16 protein-coding genes are annotated in these 16,691 nt (G+C 69.5%); 10 read left to right on the top strand and 6 right to left on the bottom strand.

Annotated features, from left to right (window positions below; translation table 11 throughout):
• Positions 1-2: 2 nt before the first annotated feature.
• Positions 3-350 (bottom strand): DoxX family protein, encoded by a 348-nt coding sequence (locus tag NVU01S_RS01305; protein WP_043672350.1) that lies wholly within the window; start codon positions 348-350, stop codon positions 3-5.
• An 89-nt stretch (positions 351-439) separates the two neighbouring features.
• On the opposite strand from NVU01S_RS01305, the gene NVU01S_RS01300 reads away from it, so the two are divergent.
• Positions 440-1,354, top strand: a complete 915-nt coding sequence (locus tag NVU01S_RS01300) for a sigma-70 family RNA polymerase sigma factor (RefSeq protein ID WP_043672353.1) — start codon at positions 440-442, stop codon at positions 1,352-1,354.
• Between the two features lie 95 nt (positions 1,355-1,449).
• A complete protein-coding gene (locus tag NVU01S_RS01295) occupies positions 1,450-2,670 on the top strand; it encodes a PucR family transcriptional regulator (RefSeq protein ID WP_041562733.1) in 1,221 nt (406 codons plus the stop codon).
• A gap of 9 nt (positions 2,671-2,679) precedes the next feature.
• Here the strand turns inward: NVU01S_RS01295 and NVU01S_RS01290 are convergent, their stop codons facing one another.
• The gene (locus NVU01S_RS01290; RefSeq protein WP_052280716.1) at positions 2,680-3,213 is read right to left on the bottom strand and encodes a hypothetical protein; all 534 of its coding nucleotides are present in this window, start codon (positions 3,211-3,213) and stop codon (positions 2,680-2,682) included.
• Positions 3,214-3,758: 545 nt separating this feature from the next.
• Between NVU01S_RS01290 and NVU01S_RS01285 the strand changes: the two genes are divergently transcribed.
• The 6 genes from NVU01S_RS01285 (at position 3,759) to NVU01S_RS01260 (ending at position 10,480) form a co-directional block, all read left to right on the top strand.
• Complete coding sequence (locus NVU01S_RS01285) at positions 3,759-7,877, top strand: FtsK/SpoIIIE domain-containing protein (protein WP_043672356.1); 4,119 nt, start codon at positions 3,759-3,761, stop codon at positions 7,875-7,877.
• Positions 7,870-8,775 carry a ParB N-terminal domain-containing protein gene (locus NVU01S_RS01280; RefSeq protein ID WP_043672360.1) on the top strand — a complete coding sequence of 302 codons (906 nt, stop codon included), beginning with the start codon at positions 7,870-7,872 and terminating at the stop codon, positions 8,773-8,775. Before NVU01S_RS01285 ends, NVU01S_RS01280 begins: the two co-directional genes overlap by 8 nt.
• Positions 8,772-8,993, top strand: a complete 222-nt coding sequence (locus NVU01S_RS01275) for a hypothetical protein (protein ID WP_042255668.1) — start codon at positions 8,772-8,774, stop codon at positions 8,991-8,993. Before NVU01S_RS01280 ends, NVU01S_RS01275 begins: the two co-directional genes overlap by 4 nt.
• A gap of 20 nt (positions 8,994-9,013) precedes the next feature.
• Complete coding sequence (locus NVU01S_RS01270; RefSeq protein WP_014984831.1) at positions 9,014-9,277, top strand: BAR domain-containing protein; 264 nt, start codon at positions 9,014-9,016, stop codon at positions 9,275-9,277.
• A gap of 3 nt (positions 9,278-9,280) precedes the next feature.
• Entirely contained in the window at positions 9,281-9,826 is a 546-nt protein-coding gene (locus tag NVU01S_RS01265) for a hypothetical protein (protein ID WP_043672364.1), read from the top strand.
• A gap of 216 nt (positions 9,827-10,042) precedes the next feature.
• On the top strand, positions 10,043-10,480 hold the full coding sequence (locus NVU01S_RS01260) for a hypothetical protein (protein ID WP_156161619.1): 438 nt from the start codon (positions 10,043-10,045) through the stop codon (positions 10,478-10,480).
• Between the two features lie 12 nt (positions 10,481-10,492).
• Here the strand turns inward: NVU01S_RS01260 and NVU01S_RS01255 are convergent, their stop codons facing one another.
• The gene (locus NVU01S_RS01255) at positions 10,493-10,771 is read right to left on the bottom strand and encodes a LuxR C-terminal-related transcriptional regulator (RefSeq protein ID WP_043672368.1); all 279 of its coding nucleotides are present in this window, start codon (positions 10,769-10,771) and stop codon (positions 10,493-10,495) included.
• A gap of 285 nt (positions 10,772-11,056) precedes the next feature.
• Between NVU01S_RS01255 and NVU01S_RS01250 the strand changes: the two genes are divergently transcribed.
• A complete protein-coding gene (locus NVU01S_RS01250) occupies positions 11,057-12,265 on the top strand; it encodes a TetR/AcrR family transcriptional regulator (RefSeq protein WP_244467296.1) in 1,209 nt (402 codons plus the stop codon).
• Here the strand turns inward: NVU01S_RS01250 and NVU01S_RS01245 are convergent.
• Positions 12,228-13,598 (bottom strand): alpha/beta hydrolase family protein, encoded by a 1,371-nt coding sequence (locus NVU01S_RS01245; protein WP_052280717.1) that lies wholly within the window; start codon positions 13,596-13,598, stop codon positions 12,228-12,230. The two genes, NVU01S_RS01250 and NVU01S_RS01245, sit on opposite strands and share 38 nt — an antisense overlap.
• Before the next feature lie 74 nt (positions 13,599-13,672).
• Here NVU01S_RS01245 and NVU01S_RS01240 point away from each other — a divergent pair, with 74 nt between their 5' ends.
• Entirely contained in the window at positions 13,673-14,134 is a 462-nt protein-coding gene (locus tag NVU01S_RS01240; protein WP_043672372.1) for a nuclear transport factor 2 family protein, read from the top strand.
• A gap of 20 nt (positions 14,135-14,154) precedes the next feature.
• Here the strand turns inward: NVU01S_RS01240 and NVU01S_RS01235 are convergent, their stop codons facing one another.
• The gene (locus NVU01S_RS01235) at positions 14,155-15,237 is read right to left on the bottom strand and encodes a ThiF family adenylyltransferase (protein WP_043672374.1); all 1,083 of its coding nucleotides are present in this window, start codon (positions 15,235-15,237) and stop codon (positions 14,155-14,157) included.
• Positions 15,234-16,670: a phenylacetate--CoA ligase family protein gene (locus tag NVU01S_RS01230; RefSeq protein WP_052280718.1), complete on the bottom strand. Its 1,437-nt coding sequence runs from the start codon at positions 16,668-16,670 to the stop codon at positions 15,234-15,236. The genes NVU01S_RS01235 and NVU01S_RS01230 overlap by 4 nt, the downstream gene beginning before the upstream one ends.
• Between the last annotated feature and the right edge of the window lie 21 nt (positions 16,671-16,691).

Here is a 16,691-nt window from a genome sequence, read left to right as displayed (position 1 = left end):
GGTCAGGTCAGCGCGTACAACGCGACCGAACCGGCGGCCAGCGCGAGATAAGGCAGCGGGTAGCCGAGGTCGGCGTACGCGCGGGCGCGCAGCACGGTCGCGAATGCGGCGAGGAAGTAGAGCACGAGGCAGATCCCCGCGGCCAAGCCCAGCGGCCGGAACACGAACCCGGCCAGCAGGCCCAGCGCACCGGCCACCTTGATCGCGGCCAAGGGGTAGAGCGTCCACTCCTGCAGGCCGTAGCTCTTCATGTTCGCGCGCACCCACTCCGCGCGGAACACGTCGATCCCGCCGGCGAGCAGCATGGCGGCCGCGGCGGCCACGGTGACGAGGACGTAGGCAGTGGACATGGTCGGACCCTCCTGTTTTCGGTGCGGGATCGGTCTGCGATCGTGGATCCCTCGACCATGTGACGAGTGCCGGAACGGAAAGGTGACCGATGCCGAACCAGGACGTGCTGGCCCGGCGCTTCGAGTCGCACCGCGCCCGGCTCGGCGCGATCGCCTATCGCATGCTCGGCTCGGCCGCCGAAGCCGAGGACGCGGTGCAGGAGACCTGGCTGCGCCTGACCAAGGACGACGCGGTCCAGCCCGACAATCTGATCGGCTGGCTTACCACGGTGCTGTCCCGGATCTGCCTGGACATGCTGCGCGCCCGCACCACCCGCCGCGAGGACCCGCTGGAATCGCGCGCCGAGCTGAGCGACACCGCCTACGACGCCGATCCCGAACAGGAAGCCCTGCTGATCGATGCGGTGGGCCGGGCCCTGCTGGTGGTGCTGGATACGCTGCACCCGGACGAGCGGGTGGCGTTCGTGCTGCACGATCTGTTCGCCGTGCCGTTCGAGCAGATCGCGCCGATCGTGGGCCGCACGCCCGCGACGACGAAGAAGCTGGCCAGCCGGGCCCGGCAACGCACCCGCGGGGAGAACCGGCCGACGACAACCGAACTCGCCGAGCAGCGCCGGGTGGTCGAGGCCTTCCTCGCCGCCGCGCGCGAGGGTGACCTGGCCGCGCTGCTCGCCGTGCTCGCCCCGGACGTGGTGCGCGTGGCCGACCCCGCCGCGTTGCCCGCGGGCATGGCGGCGATCGTGCGCGGCGCGCAAGCGGTGGCGCGGGAAACCGTACTGCTGCAACGCCGTTCCCGGGTGGCGGCGCTCGCGCTGGTGGACGGCGCCGTGGGCCTCGTGGTCGCGCCGCGCGGCAAGCTGCTGCTCGCGCTCGTCGTGACGGTGCGCGCCGAACGGGTCGCGGGTTTCGAGGTGATCGCCGATCCGGCGCGCCTGCGCGCGCTCGACTTGGGCGTATTGCCCGCTTGTGACCCGTCACAACCACCGACCGACCAGTCTCTGTGAGACGTAGAGAAGACCGCGATTCGTTCCGCTACCAGCATCGAACGATTAGTGTGAATGCGCCGCACAGCTATATCCGGGGGCGGAAGGAGTCGTCAATGTCGATCGACAGTTCGGCCCGGCAGAGCCTTACGCTCGCCGGGAAGCCGATGTCGTCCCCACTCAAGGACGTTCGCGCGTTATCCCGTCAAATGGTCGGCCACTTCGTGGCCAACGTCATCCCCTGTGGCACGTTACCCTCCGACGCCATCTCCGGCGACGTCACGACCATCACCCGGGTCTGCCTGGAATTCGCGGTCAGCATGCTCGACGGCCAGGACATCCCGGAGAAACTGCAGCGCATCCAGGACGCCGCGGCGGGCTGGGCGCGCGAGGGCGTGCCGATCGACACAATCCACCACTCCATCCACGAGGGCTTCAAGATGGGCCTGGACCTGGTGGTCTCCGACGCCTCGATCAAGGACTACGACAGCCTGGTCGACGGCGCCAAGATGGTCCTGGAAATCCTCGACATGATCAGCTCGGCGATCTCGGTCGCCTACATCAGGGAACTGCGTTCGGTGGTCAGCGAGCACCACACCGCGGTGCACACCCTGACCTCCGCGCTGCTCGGCGGGCACAGCACCTCCACCATGGCGCGCGAATGCGGAATCGCCATCGCGCCCTCGTACGCCGTACTCGCCGTGGCGATTCCGCCGCACCGCGAGGAACAGAACCCGATGATCGACAACCAGGTGGTGGCCCGCCGCAAACTGCGCCGGGTGCAGGCCGAACTCGCGACCCGCTGTGGCGAGAGCGCGCTGTCGCTGCTCAGCGTCGACGGCGGCACCGTGCTGATCCCCTCGGCCACCTTCGACAACGAAGGCTACGACACCCTGGTCAACCAGCTGACCCACGCGGCGCAGGTCGGCATCACCGCCACCATGGTCGAGGCCACGCCCGAGCAGATCCCGAACGCCGCCGACCAGGCCCACGAACTGCTCGACATGGTGCAGCGGCTCGAAGCGGTGGCCGGGCTGTACCGGTTCGACGAACTCGCGCTCGAATACCAGCTCACCCGCCCCGGGCCCGGTCGTGAATACCTCGGGCAACTGCTCGACCCGCTCGACGAACATCCCGAACTGCTGGAGACGCTGCAGCGCCACATCGGCAACAACCTCAACCGGCAACGCACGGCGCGGGTGCTGCACGTGCACACCAACACCGTCGACTACCGGCTCAAACGGATCGGACAGCTCACCGGCTTCGACCCGTCCCAACCCTCCGGCCTGTGGTACCTGCGCTCGGCGCTGGTGGCGCGCAGTTACCGGACGACCTGAGGCAGTGCCTCACTGATATCCGGTACTCCCCTCTACCGGATGGGTGGTGCTGATCAGCTTGGCGTAGCAGTGGTCGCGGTCGAATCCGTGGCCGGCACACCAGCTGATCGCACCACCCGCAGTCGGGAAGCCGATGCCGATGACGGTGATCCAGAAGTCCGGGTAGCTGAAGGTCGACCAGCCGCCCGACCACAGCAGCCGTGCCATCGGATAGCGGGCGCGCAATTCCTCGTGCTCGCGCAGGATTTCGGCGTGCCGCCAGGTAATGCCTTCGGCCACCAGCCCGTATCGCTTCGAGCTCACCTGCGGCACCCACCGCTCGCCGAGTTCGCGGGCAACAACCGGCTGGTCCGCCGCCGCCCGCGCCTGTAATCCGTTCAGCCCCGCCGTTTCCGGATCGACGTTGCCCGTGGTGGTCGTCCCCGCCCGCACCCCCGCCACCACCGACGGGGCGGCTACCTCGGAGCCCGCCGTCCTGTCCCCCCGCCCCTGATCCCGCAACAACAACACCACCGGCACCGCCAACATGAGCGCCGCAACCATCAACCCGACCAGCAGCCCAGAAGGTCTGCGCCGCAAATCCGTTCGAGGAGCGAACGTCAACCGCGGCCCCGTCGGCACCACCACAGGCGCATCGATACGCCCACCCTCCGGAAACGCCCCACGGGGCGGGGACGTAGCCGCATAGTCGACACCACGCTGCGGAAACGCTCCAGACGACTCACGTGGCGCGGGGGTGGTGGCACTCGCGCGTGCGGGGAATGGTGCCGATTCAGGGGCGGGCGGGGTTTTGTGCAGGGTGACGGGTGGGCGGGGTGGGGTCGACGGGTCGCTGGAATGGTGCATGCGTTCCCCTCGGGTGCGCGCACGGGCCGGGTGTTCGGCGGCCGCGCTTTCATGTCTCGATGCTATGGGGTGCGCGCGGGCGCCGGTGTCGGTCGATCGCCGGACAGAGTGGTGCCGAAATGCCCTGGTCGGCAGCGTTGTCCGCTGTTCAGCGGACAGCCAGCGGGGGTGCCGCCACCCGATAATCGGCAAGAACAACTAGGTGGTGTCCGCGGATCCGGACGCGCGCAGAAGGAGTCACGATGCAGCTGGCGAAGGGACAGAACACGCCGCTGCACGGCACGGCCGTCGATCTGCGGCTCAGCAGCGAGTCCGGCACGCCCGCACTGTATGTCGCGATGCTCGGTGCCGACGACCGCGTCGCCACCCCCACCGACTTCCGCCACCGAGGTTCCCCCGGCCCCGGGCCGGTGTCTTTCGCCGAATCGGCCGTGCACCTCGACCTCCTCGCGGTGTCGAACACGGTGCAGCGCATCGTGGTTCTGGCAACAGTCGCCGACACCCCCTTGCCCGCCCTCGAACTCACCGTGACCGGCCCCGCCGGCGCCACCGCCGCAACCTTCACCATGCCCCCCGCCACCGCGGAAACCGCGACCATCGTCTGCGAGGTCTACCGCCGCAACGGACAGTGGAAACTCCGCGCCGTCGGCCAGGGCTACGAATCCGGATTACCCGGCGCAGCAGCCGATTTCGGCTTCGACGCGACCGTCTCCCCGCCCACCACAGCAGCAGACCGAACACAGGCAGTCGACGGCACGCCACAGACCCGCCCCGCACCCACAGCCACCGCTCCCCCGTCTCCATCCGGGGTGCCACCGACCGCGCCACCGGCAGCCCGCGCAATGCCCACCACGAAAGACCGTCGCGATCGCAGTAGCCGCGGGCTGCGCGCGCCCGAGCGCCACGCCGCCACTGAGGTTTCCGCGGCGGGCGCGGCAACACCCCAGGTGCATGCCTCAGCCTCCGCTGCTGCGTCGTCGCCGTCCGACGCGCCCCCGCGAACGCCGTCACCGCGCACAGGGGTGTATGTCTCGGGGTCGGCGTGGCAGGGGAACACCTCGGTGGGTGAAACCTTTGATGGGGCAAGGGTTCCCGTGCTGGCTCGGCGCACCGAGCTTGCGCCGGTGGCGGATCGGGTCAAGGGGGAGGCTACGGCTTCGATCGCGCGGTTGCTGCGCACCGTTGTCACGAATGCGGTGTCGAGTATGCCGTCGACGAGCGACGGGGTGCAGCGGATTCAGCACGAGCTGGCGCAGGATCGCGAATTGCTGTGGAATGCCTACGAAACCGTGCGAGGCGACGTGCTGCACAAGTATCGCACGCAGGCGTTCACCAATCTGCTTCCGGCGAACTGGTATGAGCGCGAGCCGGCGCCGCGGCCCGGCTATTCCGGCAGCAACCCGGAGGTCAAGGCCGAGCACTGGCTGATCGATGCGGCCGCGGCGACCGAGGCGGTGCGCGGCGCGGGGATCCGGGTGACCTCGAACGGCCGTGCGCAGCAACGCCGGGAGCTGATCGACACCGCCGCGACCGTGCTCGGCCGCTACGACGCCGCGGTCCGCGACGCCGAACTGACCGCGCAGCACAAGACCGCCAAGCTGTTCACCGACGTCTTCGCCCAGTTCCGCAGGCAGATGAGCGTCGCGATCACGCGCATGACCGATCAGTATGTCGCCGTCGAGCTCGGCGCGATCACCCCGTGCCCCGCCGAGGCCACGCCCGTCTGGCAGGCGGTCGCGGACGCGACCACCATCGCGCCGTCCCCGCCGACCCGAATGGTCTTCCCGCTCGGCCTGATTCGGCTGACTCAGGCGCGTATCCACACCGAGCTGACGGTCCCGGCACCGCCGGGCGGCAACCACGAGCACACGTTCACCCTTCCGCTGGAGGACTCGACTCCCCCGATCCCGGTGCTGCTCGATCTGGACGACACCGGCGGGATCGTCACGGATTCGACCGCGGTCGTGGAGAACCTGACCTTGGACATGCTCGCGACACTGCCCGCGGGCCGGTTGAAGATCGATGTGGTCGACCCGATGAAGGTCGGCGCGTCGATGAACTTCCTCTACGGTGTCGGCGAGGCGGGCGAAAAGATCTACGGCCAAAAGGTTTGGGGCTCACACAATGTCAACGAGTTGCTCACCGAGCTGGAGAACCACGTCGCGTTCGTCACGCAGAAGTACCTGCAGGGCACGCACGAAACCCTGACCGCCTACAACCGGGCCGCGGGCGAGGTCGCCGAGCCTTACCGGTTGCTGCTGCTGTTCGATCATCCGCACGCGTTCACCCGCGACGGGCGGATGTACGACGACGAGTCACTCAAACGCCTCGAACGCCTGGCGACCGTCGGCCGCCGCGCGGGGGTCTTGATCGCCGCCACCACGGATTCCGCCACCACCTCGCTCGATTCGCTCGCGACCGCGTTCACCGGACGCCAGGACACCGGGCTGGTGGCGCGGCTGCAACTGCCCACGGGGGTGCGACCGGCCCAGTACGTCACCCGCGGCGAACTCGACTGGCGACTGCGCCCGTATCCGCTGCCGTCGGATCAGGTCCGGGCCGAGGTGCTGGCGCATATCGAACGCAGCCTCGCGACCTCGGGTGACACCCAGGTCGCGCCGAAACGCGTGCACGAACTCGCCGTGCAGGCGATGGAACGCGCGGTGGCCAGGGGCACCCAGGCACCGGAGATCATCGCCGATCCGCACGACCCGGCGACCTGGTGGCAGTCGAGCGTCGACGATCGGGTCGTCGCGCGCTTCGGCCGGATGGGCGCCACGGACGTCGCCGAGCTACGCCTGGACTCCGGCGCACTGTCGAGCGCGTTGATCGGCGGGCGGACCGGCTCGGGCAAATCGGTGCTGCTGCACTCGATCATCCTCGGGATCGCGCTGCAGTACTCGCCGGCCGAGGTCGAGTTCTACCTGATCGATTTCAAGGAGGGCGTCGAGTTCAAGCCGTATGCGACGCCGGGTCTGCCGCACGCCAAAGTCGTTGCGATCGAGACGAACCGGGATTTCGGCATCAGCGTGCTGGAGAGCCTGGACAGCGAGATCGCCCGGCGCGCCGCGTTGTTCAAGAACGCCGGGCAGGGACAGATGGAGATCGGGCGCTACCGGCAGAGCACCGGCGAGCGGATGCCGCGCATTGTGCTGATCATCGACGAGTTCCACATGCTGCTCGAGCAGGACGACGCCACCGCCACCCGGGGCGCGGGGCTGCTCGATCGAATCATCCGGCAGGGCCGCGCCTTCGGGGTGCACACGCTGCTGGCGTCGCAGTCGGTGTCCGGTGGCGGGCAGAAGATCCGCACGGCGCTCAACCAGATTCCGAACCGGCTGGTGCTGGCCAGTTCCGTCCAGGATTCCGAACAGCTGCTCGCGGAGGGTAATGCCGACGCGCAACTGCTGTCCAAACCGGGCGAAGGCATCATCAACGATCACGCGGGTCAGGCCGAGGCGAACAACCGCTTCCAATGCGCGTACTGGCCCGCCGAGCTGCGCGCGACCCTGATCGCGCAGTTGCGCGAGCAAGCCGACGTACACGGTTTCACCGCTCGCCCCGCGGTTTTCGAGGGCGATATCGCGGTCGCGCCGCAGGATTACCCGCTGGAGATCTTCACCCGATCCGACCGCCGCGCCGCGCTGGTGCTGCCGATGGGCGCGCCCATGTCGCTGGATCCGCCGCTGGCCCTGCGGCTCGGCCGCGAACCCGGCAACAACCTGCTCGTGGTCGATCCGAACGCACTGCCGACCCTCGCATTGCAGATCGCGGTGCTGCGCGCGGCCGACATCCGGGTGGAGTACGTCGATTTCGCCGCGATCGAGCAGCACAGCGAAGCGCTGTTCGCCCGGCTCACCACCGCGGGCGCGGTGGCCTGCCACCGGCGCAAACTCGGCGATGTGCTCGACTCACTGCTCAGCGAGCTTGCCGAGCGCACCGAACTCGACGAATACCACGGGCCCGCGCGCGTCCTGTTCCTCGTCGGGCTGCACCGCGCCCGGGAGCTGAACCCGGACGCCTTCGACGAGGACAGCGAGAGCGCCAAACTCGCCCGCCTGCTCCGGCACGGACCGGAGGTCGGGCTGCACGTGGTCGGCTGGGCCGACCGGTACGCCTCGCTGCAGCGCCGTATCGATCCGGATGGTTTGCGCCAGTTCGGGTTCAAGGTGCTCGGACCGGCCAGCGAGGACGACTCCCGGGTGCTGATCGACTCCGAGGTGGCGGCGAACCTGACCGCGAACCAGTTCGCGGTGGACGATTACGACAACGCCCGCACCGATATCGTCCGGCGCTTCGCCGATCCCGGACCCGAATGGCTCGACCTGCTGCTGCGAACCGAGTGCGGCCACGATGGCTGATACCGCCCGCAACGATCCGCAGGTCGTGCGGCAGCTCGCTCGCGACCTCGACAAGTATCTGCGCGATGTCGAATCCAGCGAGCGCACCGCCGGTTACGCACAGCGCCGGGTCGAACAGGAACTCGCGCAGGAGAACCGCGCACGCGAGCGCAAGCTGCGCGAGGCGCAGGCCGCCTACGACGCCTGCTGCCGGAGCGAAGACGCGGACTGCTCCGCACCCCGCAGGGCGCTCGAGCGCGCCGAGCGCGCCCTGGCCGCGGCGCACCGGGCAGAGCGCATGTACACGGCCGCCACCGCCGAATACTCCGCGGCCGCAGGACGATTCGCACGAGTACGGGTCGCGCTGAGCCTCGAGACGACGCAGTTGCTCGGCCTCATCGCCAAGGACCTGGACGCCTACAACCGCGCCTCGTCCGCCGTGGGCACGGTGCCCGCCGGTCACGGGCCCGCGGTCTCGGCCCCCGGCGGCGGTCCGGCCGCCCCGTCGGGGGCGACCGAACGCGTCGCGCTCGATACACCCGCGGGCTTCCCGGTCGGCTACGCGATGATCCCGCTGTCCGCGCTCGACACCGCCGAGACCGGGGGCACCGAACCACTGCCCGCCGACGTGTCGAAGTCCGATCTCGAGTGGGCGCTCAACGCCTTCCACACCGTGATCGTCCCGGCGCTGCGCCTCGGCAAGGACCTCGAATACTTCCGCGCCCGCGATCAGGACGAGCGGCGTTGCGGCGCGCGCAGCTACGGGGATACCTATACATGGTTCCTCGGCAGCGACGAAGCCCTGCAGGTCGGCCGGCGGCCCGACGGCGGCTTCACGGTACACAACGGTTTCCACCGGATCGCCATCGCGCGCGAGCTCGGCCTGGCGAGCATTCCGGCCAGGGTGGTGGACGCATGAGCCGATTACGCCGGGCCAGAGATGAATTCGACGCGAACCGGCGCGCCAGGACGGCGGCCGAGCAGCGCGCGGGCCAGGTATGGCACGACACGGTGCTGCGCAGGCTGACCGAGCGCAAACTGCAACCCCTGGCCGACGAGGAACGCCGGTTCGTACAGGCGCTCACCGCCTACGACATGGCCATCGACTTCGTGCTGACCGAGCTCTCCAACTACTGAGAACCCGACAAGGAGAAACGATGAGTTCCATTCAGGCGAACCCGGATTCGCTCAAGAAGCTCAAGGGCGATATCGATCGATCGCAGCGGGAGATCAATCAGGCGATCACCCGGGTGCGCTCCTCGCTGCGTGGCGCCGAGTGGCGCGACAGCGTGAAGGACCAGTTCGAGCGTGATCTCGAACAGGTGCTGCGCTCGGTTGCCACGTTCGACAACAACGCGAATGTGTTGAAGCGCTACTTGGACAAGAAGATCCAGATCCTACAGAGCTACCAGGGGCGATGAGCGATGGCACTGTTCGGACACCGGCCGCGGACCGCACACCCGAGCACCGGACCGGGGCGGGTCGCGCTGCTCGATCCCCGCGACGAGGGCAATCCCAAGCAGGCCACCTTCATCGGGCTCGATCAGGCCGGGCTCAGCCTGCTGATCTATGGCCCCGGTGATATCCGCCGCTGCTTCACCGCACTGGCCGACGCGGCCCCGGCCTTCCACACCACCCGGCTCGCCTCGGAATCGCCGTATGTCGGCTGCTTTCCGGGCCGCAGTGCGATCATGTGGATGGCCTTGGACGGGCCCGACGGATCAGCGGTCGCCGTCCACTGCTTCCCGCACTGCGACACCGATTTCACCACCACGCAGATCGCGAAGCGGGTGAGCGGGCCGCAAGGCGCCCTGCGACCGCCGTGGCAGTTCGGTATCGGCACGGTCGGCGCGCGGGTGCCGGTGGGTTTCGCCGATGTCTTCGTTGCCGCCCAAGCGATCCCGCTCGGCACGCTGCCCGGCCTGGAGCGGTTGCCGACGCCGGTCGCCGAGGGGCGCGGTCCCCGATAACCCGAGCGGCGGTGTCGGACATTCGACCGACAGACAACGTTGCCGAATCGTGACAACGTCAAGTGTTAGCGGACGAAACGGAACGGGCATCCGGCGAGGACCGCACCGTCGTTGCAGACCAACGGCGCCCAAGGAATTCCCAGGGCATTGTTTATTCTGAACTCGGTCGCCGGGCCACTATCAACGCGACCGCAGGCGGAAGGTTTGGGCACCGAGGTGAACCGTCGACAAACGTATGAGGTGGCAGTTGCCGCCGCGGCGCTGAGCGAGCTCATCCTCGCGGTGCACGCCGCCGCCGGCCAGGCGGGCGGGCAGGCGGGGCGCCGATGGCACTACGGCAACGTCGTCGGGATCAGTACGCCGCGGGTCCGGGATCTCACCTTGGCGAAGGTGCACGCCAAACATGTGATCGGCCGCCGGGCGATCGCCGCGATCACGGTCGCCGCGCAGCGCGAGGTGGCCGTCGACGTGGTCTTCGGACTGGACGACAAGGTGGCCTCGGCTCAGTTCTTCTGTGCGACAACGCAGTCCGAGGCCTTCGTGGAGCAGGAGAGCTCCTGGGCCGAATATCTCGCCGCGTGCACGTCGGCGACACTCACCGCGACCGATATCGCCGCGACGATGTCGGCGCAGTGCGCGACGATCACCGAGTGAAAGACGAGGTGCTCACAGATCATCGATAGCGATGAGGCCGTCCTGCAGCGCGCGGGCCACCAGCGCCGCTTTGGTCGGCGCGGGCCGGCCTGCCGCCGCGTACTTGTCCCTGATCCGGGACAGGTGCGTGTTCACCGTGCCGAGCGCGATGAACAGCTGCGTCGCAACGACATTCTTGGAGTCCGCGTGGAACCACGCGAGCAGTACCTGGGTTTCGCGACTACTCAGCAACGGAGTGGTCTCGGCCGCGGCACGCTGCGGTTCGTTCTCGTTTCCGGCCACGGTACGCATCGCTCGTTCCTTCGCTTCACTATCCGAAATCCCCCGGTACACAACGAATCCAAGGGGGCACCGCCTATGTAACCGCGCAATGATCCGCACGTCACTGCCAGCGCGCGGACCGATCGCCGTCACTCGAGAGCGATCACTCTCAGATGCGGCGTAACGGCTCGCCGGTGTGTCCGGATCAACCCTCTGACATCTCCGCGTCTCGCGACCGCGGGACAGCCAGTCAGGAGCAAACTCATTCCCGTCGATGACCGTGCGGCCACCGAACTCGTCCGGGCCGGCTTGCAGGTGCTGCTCGAGCAGCCCGCCAAGCTAGTGGACGGCGGCCTGCGCATCGAGGAGGTGATCGACCGGGCGAACTCCTCGAACGCCACCTTCTACCGCAAGTTCGCCACCAAATCCCGGTTCCTGGTCCGGGTGCTCGACCAACTGATCGACGACGCCAGGGTGCGCACGGCCGATGTCTGCGAGTGTGCGCGACAGGCGCTCGACGCCGCGGACGGCGACCGCATCCGCGCGGTCCGCGCACTGGTGGTCACCCACTTCGACGCCGCCTGTTCGGACCAGGGTGCGACGACCAGGCTGCTCGCCCACACGCTCGCGCCGACCGCACCGCGCGGCGGTGTGCAGGCGACCTACCGGCACACCGATCAGCTGATCCTGGCGATCTTCGAGGTGCTGTTCGCCAAATCCGGTGCGACACTGCGCAAACCGCTCACCAAGGAGAGCTTCTGCGTGGTGTTGTCCGCGCTGCTGGAGGGCTTTCTCCTCCGGCATCGGGTCGAGCCGGCGGCGGTACCCGCCGAACTCGTCGCCGCGGCGGTGCTCGGCGTGCTGAACGTCGCGGTGGACACCGAGCAGCGGCACGAGCACATCGAGGACGCGCTCACCGCGCTGGCCGCCGCACCCGCCCTGCCGACCGCCCTGCCGAGCGAACCGCGCGCGGCATTGCTGAGCGCCGCCCGGACCGAATTCACCAAGCGCGGCTATTTCCTGACCGGGATCGAGGCGATCGCGACCGAGGCGCGGGTCCCGCTGGACAAGGCCAAACGGATCTTCCCGACCAAGACGCAGCTCATCCTGGACGCGCTGAAACCCGCGTACGCCTCGCTGCGACTCGATATCGCCGACGATGCGGCGATCGGCTACGACGCGGTCGCTATCGTGCGCCGCCACTTCGTCCGCTGCGCCCGCCTGGTCGCCACCGAGCGTGCGTTCATGGACGCGCTGATGGCGGCGGTCGCGCACGACACCTACGCCGAGGAGGACGGGTTGATCTCGATCCGGCGCGAGCTCGATTTTCCCGGCCTCCTCGTCCCGATCCTCACCGAGGCCCAGGGCGCGGGCGTGTTCGCCGACGATCAGTCCCCGCAGGACCTCGCCGCGCTGCTCACCAACACCCTGCTGCTGCGCTGTTTCACCCGCCGGTCGGTGGACCCCGACGAGAACGCCGAATTCGTCAGCACGCTGGTGCTGGACGGACTGCGGCGCCGATAGCGGGCTGTCCCGCCCCGAGGTGGGCGGTCAGCCAGCGCAGGGCCGTATCCAACCACTCCACGAAATGCGCTGGGGCACAGTGGTCGTCCCCCGGATACAGACGCAAGGTCGCGCTCGGCACCGCGGCCGCGAGTTCCCGCGCGTCCCGAACGTCGACCACCTGGTCGCGGTCACCGCCGAGGACCAGCAGCGGTATCCCGATGTCGGCATACCATCGGCGCAGCGACAGCGTGGCGAGTTCGGCCCCGATCCGGCGCAGGGTCCGCGCGCCGAGCGCGCCGCCCATGGCGCGCAACACGGGCTCCGGCACGCCGAGCGCGCCGGCCGGGCCGAACGCGCGGTGTGCGGGTGCGCCGCAGCACACCGCACACCGCACCCTGGCGTCGACTGCGGCCGTCCGCACGGCCCAGTAACCACCGAAACTCATGCCGAACATCGCGATTCGGTCGGCGGCCACGCGACGGTGCGCGCTGAGATAGTCGAGCACCGCGCGGTAGACCTCGGGCGCCGCTACCGGATCCGGCCGCGCACCGCCATAACTGCCCGGCAGCTCCATGAGCAACAGGCCCAGCCCGGTGTGCCGGTATTTCAGCAGCGGGAATGCCAGCTCCGCCGCGGTACCGTCCAGCCCGTTCGTCACGAGCGCCACCGGGCAGCGCTGCGTGCCGCGCGGGAAAATCGTGACGGCACGGACGATTTCGCTCCCGGCCGCTATCTCGACCACGGCGATATCCAGCCCGAGCGCGGGCCCCAGAGCCGTGAGCACCAGTTCGGCGAGCAACCGTGCCCGCCGATACGCCCGCAGCCGCGCCGGTGTCCCGCCGGGCCAGGCGGCGACGATCTGATAGGCGATGGCCTGTAACAGGCTGTCCAGCACAGCAATTCGCGCCGCATCCAGCGGCGTGGCCGCGCGCAGTGCCCGGTCGATCTCGTCGCGCCGTGGCACCGGCCCGCGATCGCCGGCGACTTCCGCGACCGGCCCCAGCAGCCTGCCGAGTTGCTCCGCGCTGCGCGCGGCCCCGTGCCCGAACAGCAAGTGCGCATCCGGCAGCCGCTCCCCCTGCCCGGCCGCCACCGTCGCCAGACCTCGGTACGCCGCCGCGAGCCGCTCGTCCGCGAGTCGCTGCCAGTACGCGGTCCACTGCTCGTCGTCGAAGGACCGGACCGCCGTGAGCTGCGCGGTGAACACCGCGGCGTCGAAACCGCCCAGCGCCGCGAACCGCGGGATCAGCACCTCGGGCAGGAACCAGCGCGCACCCGTGTGCCCGACCAGCAGCTCCGTGGTCCGGGTGAGCGCGCAGGCGGAGATCACCGCGCGTCGCAGCGCGTTCATCCCCGCACCCCGCGCTGCGACCGTTGCGGACAATTGCCTCGACGCGACCGCCCGGACTGCACTAGTTTGTCGACATGACGTCGAATGCCCGGCGTACCGAGGACCTGCTCGACCGCGCGGAACTGCACGATCTCGTCACGGCGGTCACGCAGTGCCTGGATACCAGGAACTTCGACGGCCTGGCCGAGGTGTACACCGCCGACGCGACGCTCGAGACGCCCGCGGGCCGGTCGAGCGGCGCCGCCGCGATCATCGAGCTCGCCCGCGGTAACCACGAGATATACGCGGCCACCCAGCATTTCGTCTCCGGACTGGTGATCGCCGCGGACGGCGCCGCGGCGACGGTCACCGCCGACGTGCTCGCGGTGTTCGTGCCCGTGGGCGAGCGGCCCGACGAGCACCGAATGCTGGGCAGCCGATACATCTTTCGAGCCGAGCGCGGCGAGCACGGGTGGCGGTTCAGCCGACACACCATCACGCCCATCTGGATTCACGGGCACGCCGGCACGATGCCGCCGGTCGATGCCGAAGGCTGAACGCGCACAACGCCACTCGGTCACGGCCGCGCACCTCCGCGCGCCATCGCGGCCCGGAACGCGGGCTCGCTCAGTTCGTTCCAGCTCCCGGCCGCCTCGGCGGCGCTGCCGAGCAGCGCCCGGTCGAGGTCGATCCGGTAGCGCCCCGACGGTAGCGGGTGCCCCGTGGCCACCAGCCGCGCCGCGTACGCGGCCGCCGCACCCGCGACCGCCGCGGCCGTGCCGAGCTGCGGCCAGGAGTGCAGCGACCGGCCCACCTCGGTGAGCGAGAAGCGGGTGCGCGGCGTGAGTTCGGTGCCCACGATGCGCTGCGCCACCCGCGCCCGGGTGGCCGGGTCCGTGAGTTCGGCAGCGGTGAGATCGTCGAGGTCGCCGACCCGGCCGTGGAAGATCGGGTACCGCGGTTCCAGATCGAATCGCTCGACGTCGAGGATCGCGTTGTCCCCGTTGTCGGTGGCCATGACGACCGGGATGCCCGCGGCCCTGGCGCGCCGGCGGATATCGATCTTCGCCGGGAGATCGTCCATTTCCTCCACCAGCACGGTGAGCGGTTCCGCGCCCGGCGCGGTACCGAGGAATTGCGCGGCCGCCGCCGGGGTGTAACCGTCCGGAAAAGCGGAAACCTCACTGTACGGGTCGATTTCGAGCACCCGCCGGTGCGCGATGGTCAGCTTCGGCACCCCGAGATCGCACACCGACGCGGGCAGCCGGTTCAGGTTGGTGAGCGACAGCCGATCGTGCTCGGCCAGCCGGAATCGCCGGGCACCGGTCAGCGCGCAGACCGACAGGGCCGACCAGCCGACGCTCAGGCCCGCGACGCCGACCAGCGCGGCCGACCAGGCGCGCTGCTCGGGTTCGTCGAGCAGATACCGATTGCGCGCGGTACGCAGCCGCCAGAACGCCTCGGATTCGGGCAGGCGCACGATCGTGCGCCGCCACGGGTAGACGACGAACCGGGTGGTGAGCGCCGCCGCGGCGGGGTCGATCGCGGCGAGCTCGGCCGCGGCCGCCGCGTGCGCGTCCACCAGGTGGTAGCGCGCGGCGGGCCGCAGCAGATGTGCGATCCGCGCGGTATCGGCGAAGGGGTCCAGGATCTCGATCATCGGTTCTGCTCCAGGTACTTGTGCTTGGCGGTGTACCGGAAGGCGGTGCCGCCGAAGGGCTCGAGGGTGAGCACGGGCTCGGCGGCCGCCCCGAGAACGGCACGCAGCCTGCGGTATTCGCTGTTGCTGCGTGCCAGTTCCGCGGTGACGAGTTGCCGGAGCCGGGCGGTGAAATCGGCACCGGCTTCGGCCGCCGCCCGCAGCTCGACCCGCAGGGTCAGCGTCTGTTCGAAGGCGGCGCCGGTCACGGTGGCCAGCACGAACTTTCCGGTCACCTGCGCGGCGACCTCGGGCTGCTCCAGTGCCGCGCGGACGTTTTCCGGGTACAGCTTCACGGCATAGAAGCTCGCGGCGACGTCCCGGCGCCGGTGCAGCGCGAGGAAGCCCGCACCGATGGTGTTGGTGTGCACCGGAATCCGGTGCCCGCAGCGGCGCAGCGCCGCGGCGACCTGCCACGGGGTCAGGATCGACCCTTCGTCGTTGATCCGGTACCGCACCAGCGGCAGGGCGCCGTCGACAGTGAACAGGAACCGGCCCTGCGCATCGGTTTCGGTGTAGCGCAGGTGTGGGTCGTACTCGACGAAGGTGGGCAACGCGGGATCGTCGTCGCCGAAAAGCGCCGCGCGCAAACGGGCATCGGTGCGGGCCAGCCGGCGGATGGCGATGGTGGTCGGTGTCTCGTGCCCCATCACACCCGCGTCGGCGGTGCCGTAGATCGCACAGGTGCGCTCCGGCCGATCCGGTTGCCCCGTACGGGCGAGCACGTGATCGCGCCAGGCTTCGGTGATGTTCTCCCCCGCCAGCAGCAGCGCGGGTTTCAGCGCGCGCACCTCGGCCGGCGCGTGGTCCAGCACGTCCTGGGCGAACGGCGGGTACGCGGCGAGCACCACCTGGTCGTAGTGCGGGCCGAGATCGGCCATGGTGGCGAGGACCGCGTCCACATCGATGCCGGGCGTGGCCACCGAGACCCGGTGCCCCCGGCGGCGCGCTTCGAGCACGCCGTGGTGGGTGTAGGTGCCGCCGATCCACGTGCCCATCGCGAAAGCGTTGACCAGCAACGTCGTCCGGCCCGGAACGTCGAACGCGCGCAGGATGCGGTCGTAGTACTCGCGGCTGTGTTGCAGCGACAACAGTTCTCGCGGCCAGTAGGTCGGCTTCCCGGTGGAGCCCGAACTGCTGGACCAGGTGCCCGCCTCGCTGATGTCGCCGTGCGGCATCAGCTCCGCGAGCGCGTGCGCCTTCAGGTAGTTGTCCTTGGTGACCACCGGCAGCTCGGCGAAATCCGCCGGCGTGCGGATCGTTTCGGGGTCGACGCCGTGGCGGGCCAGATGCGCCGGGTAGGCCCGCACGTGCCGGACCGTGCGGTGAAAAGTCGCCAGTGCCCCGCCGAATCCGGGCGGGCCGTCCGGGACGAGCGACAGTGGTGCGGTCATGGTGTGCTTCTCCTTCGTGAG

The organism is Nocardia vulneris, assembly GCF_001613425.1.
In the GTDB taxonomy this organism is placed as follows: Bacteria; Actinomycetota; Actinomycetes; order Mycobacteriales; family Mycobacteriaceae; genus Nocardia; species Nocardia vulneris.
This window is presented reverse-complemented; position numbering and strand designations above follow the sequence as displayed.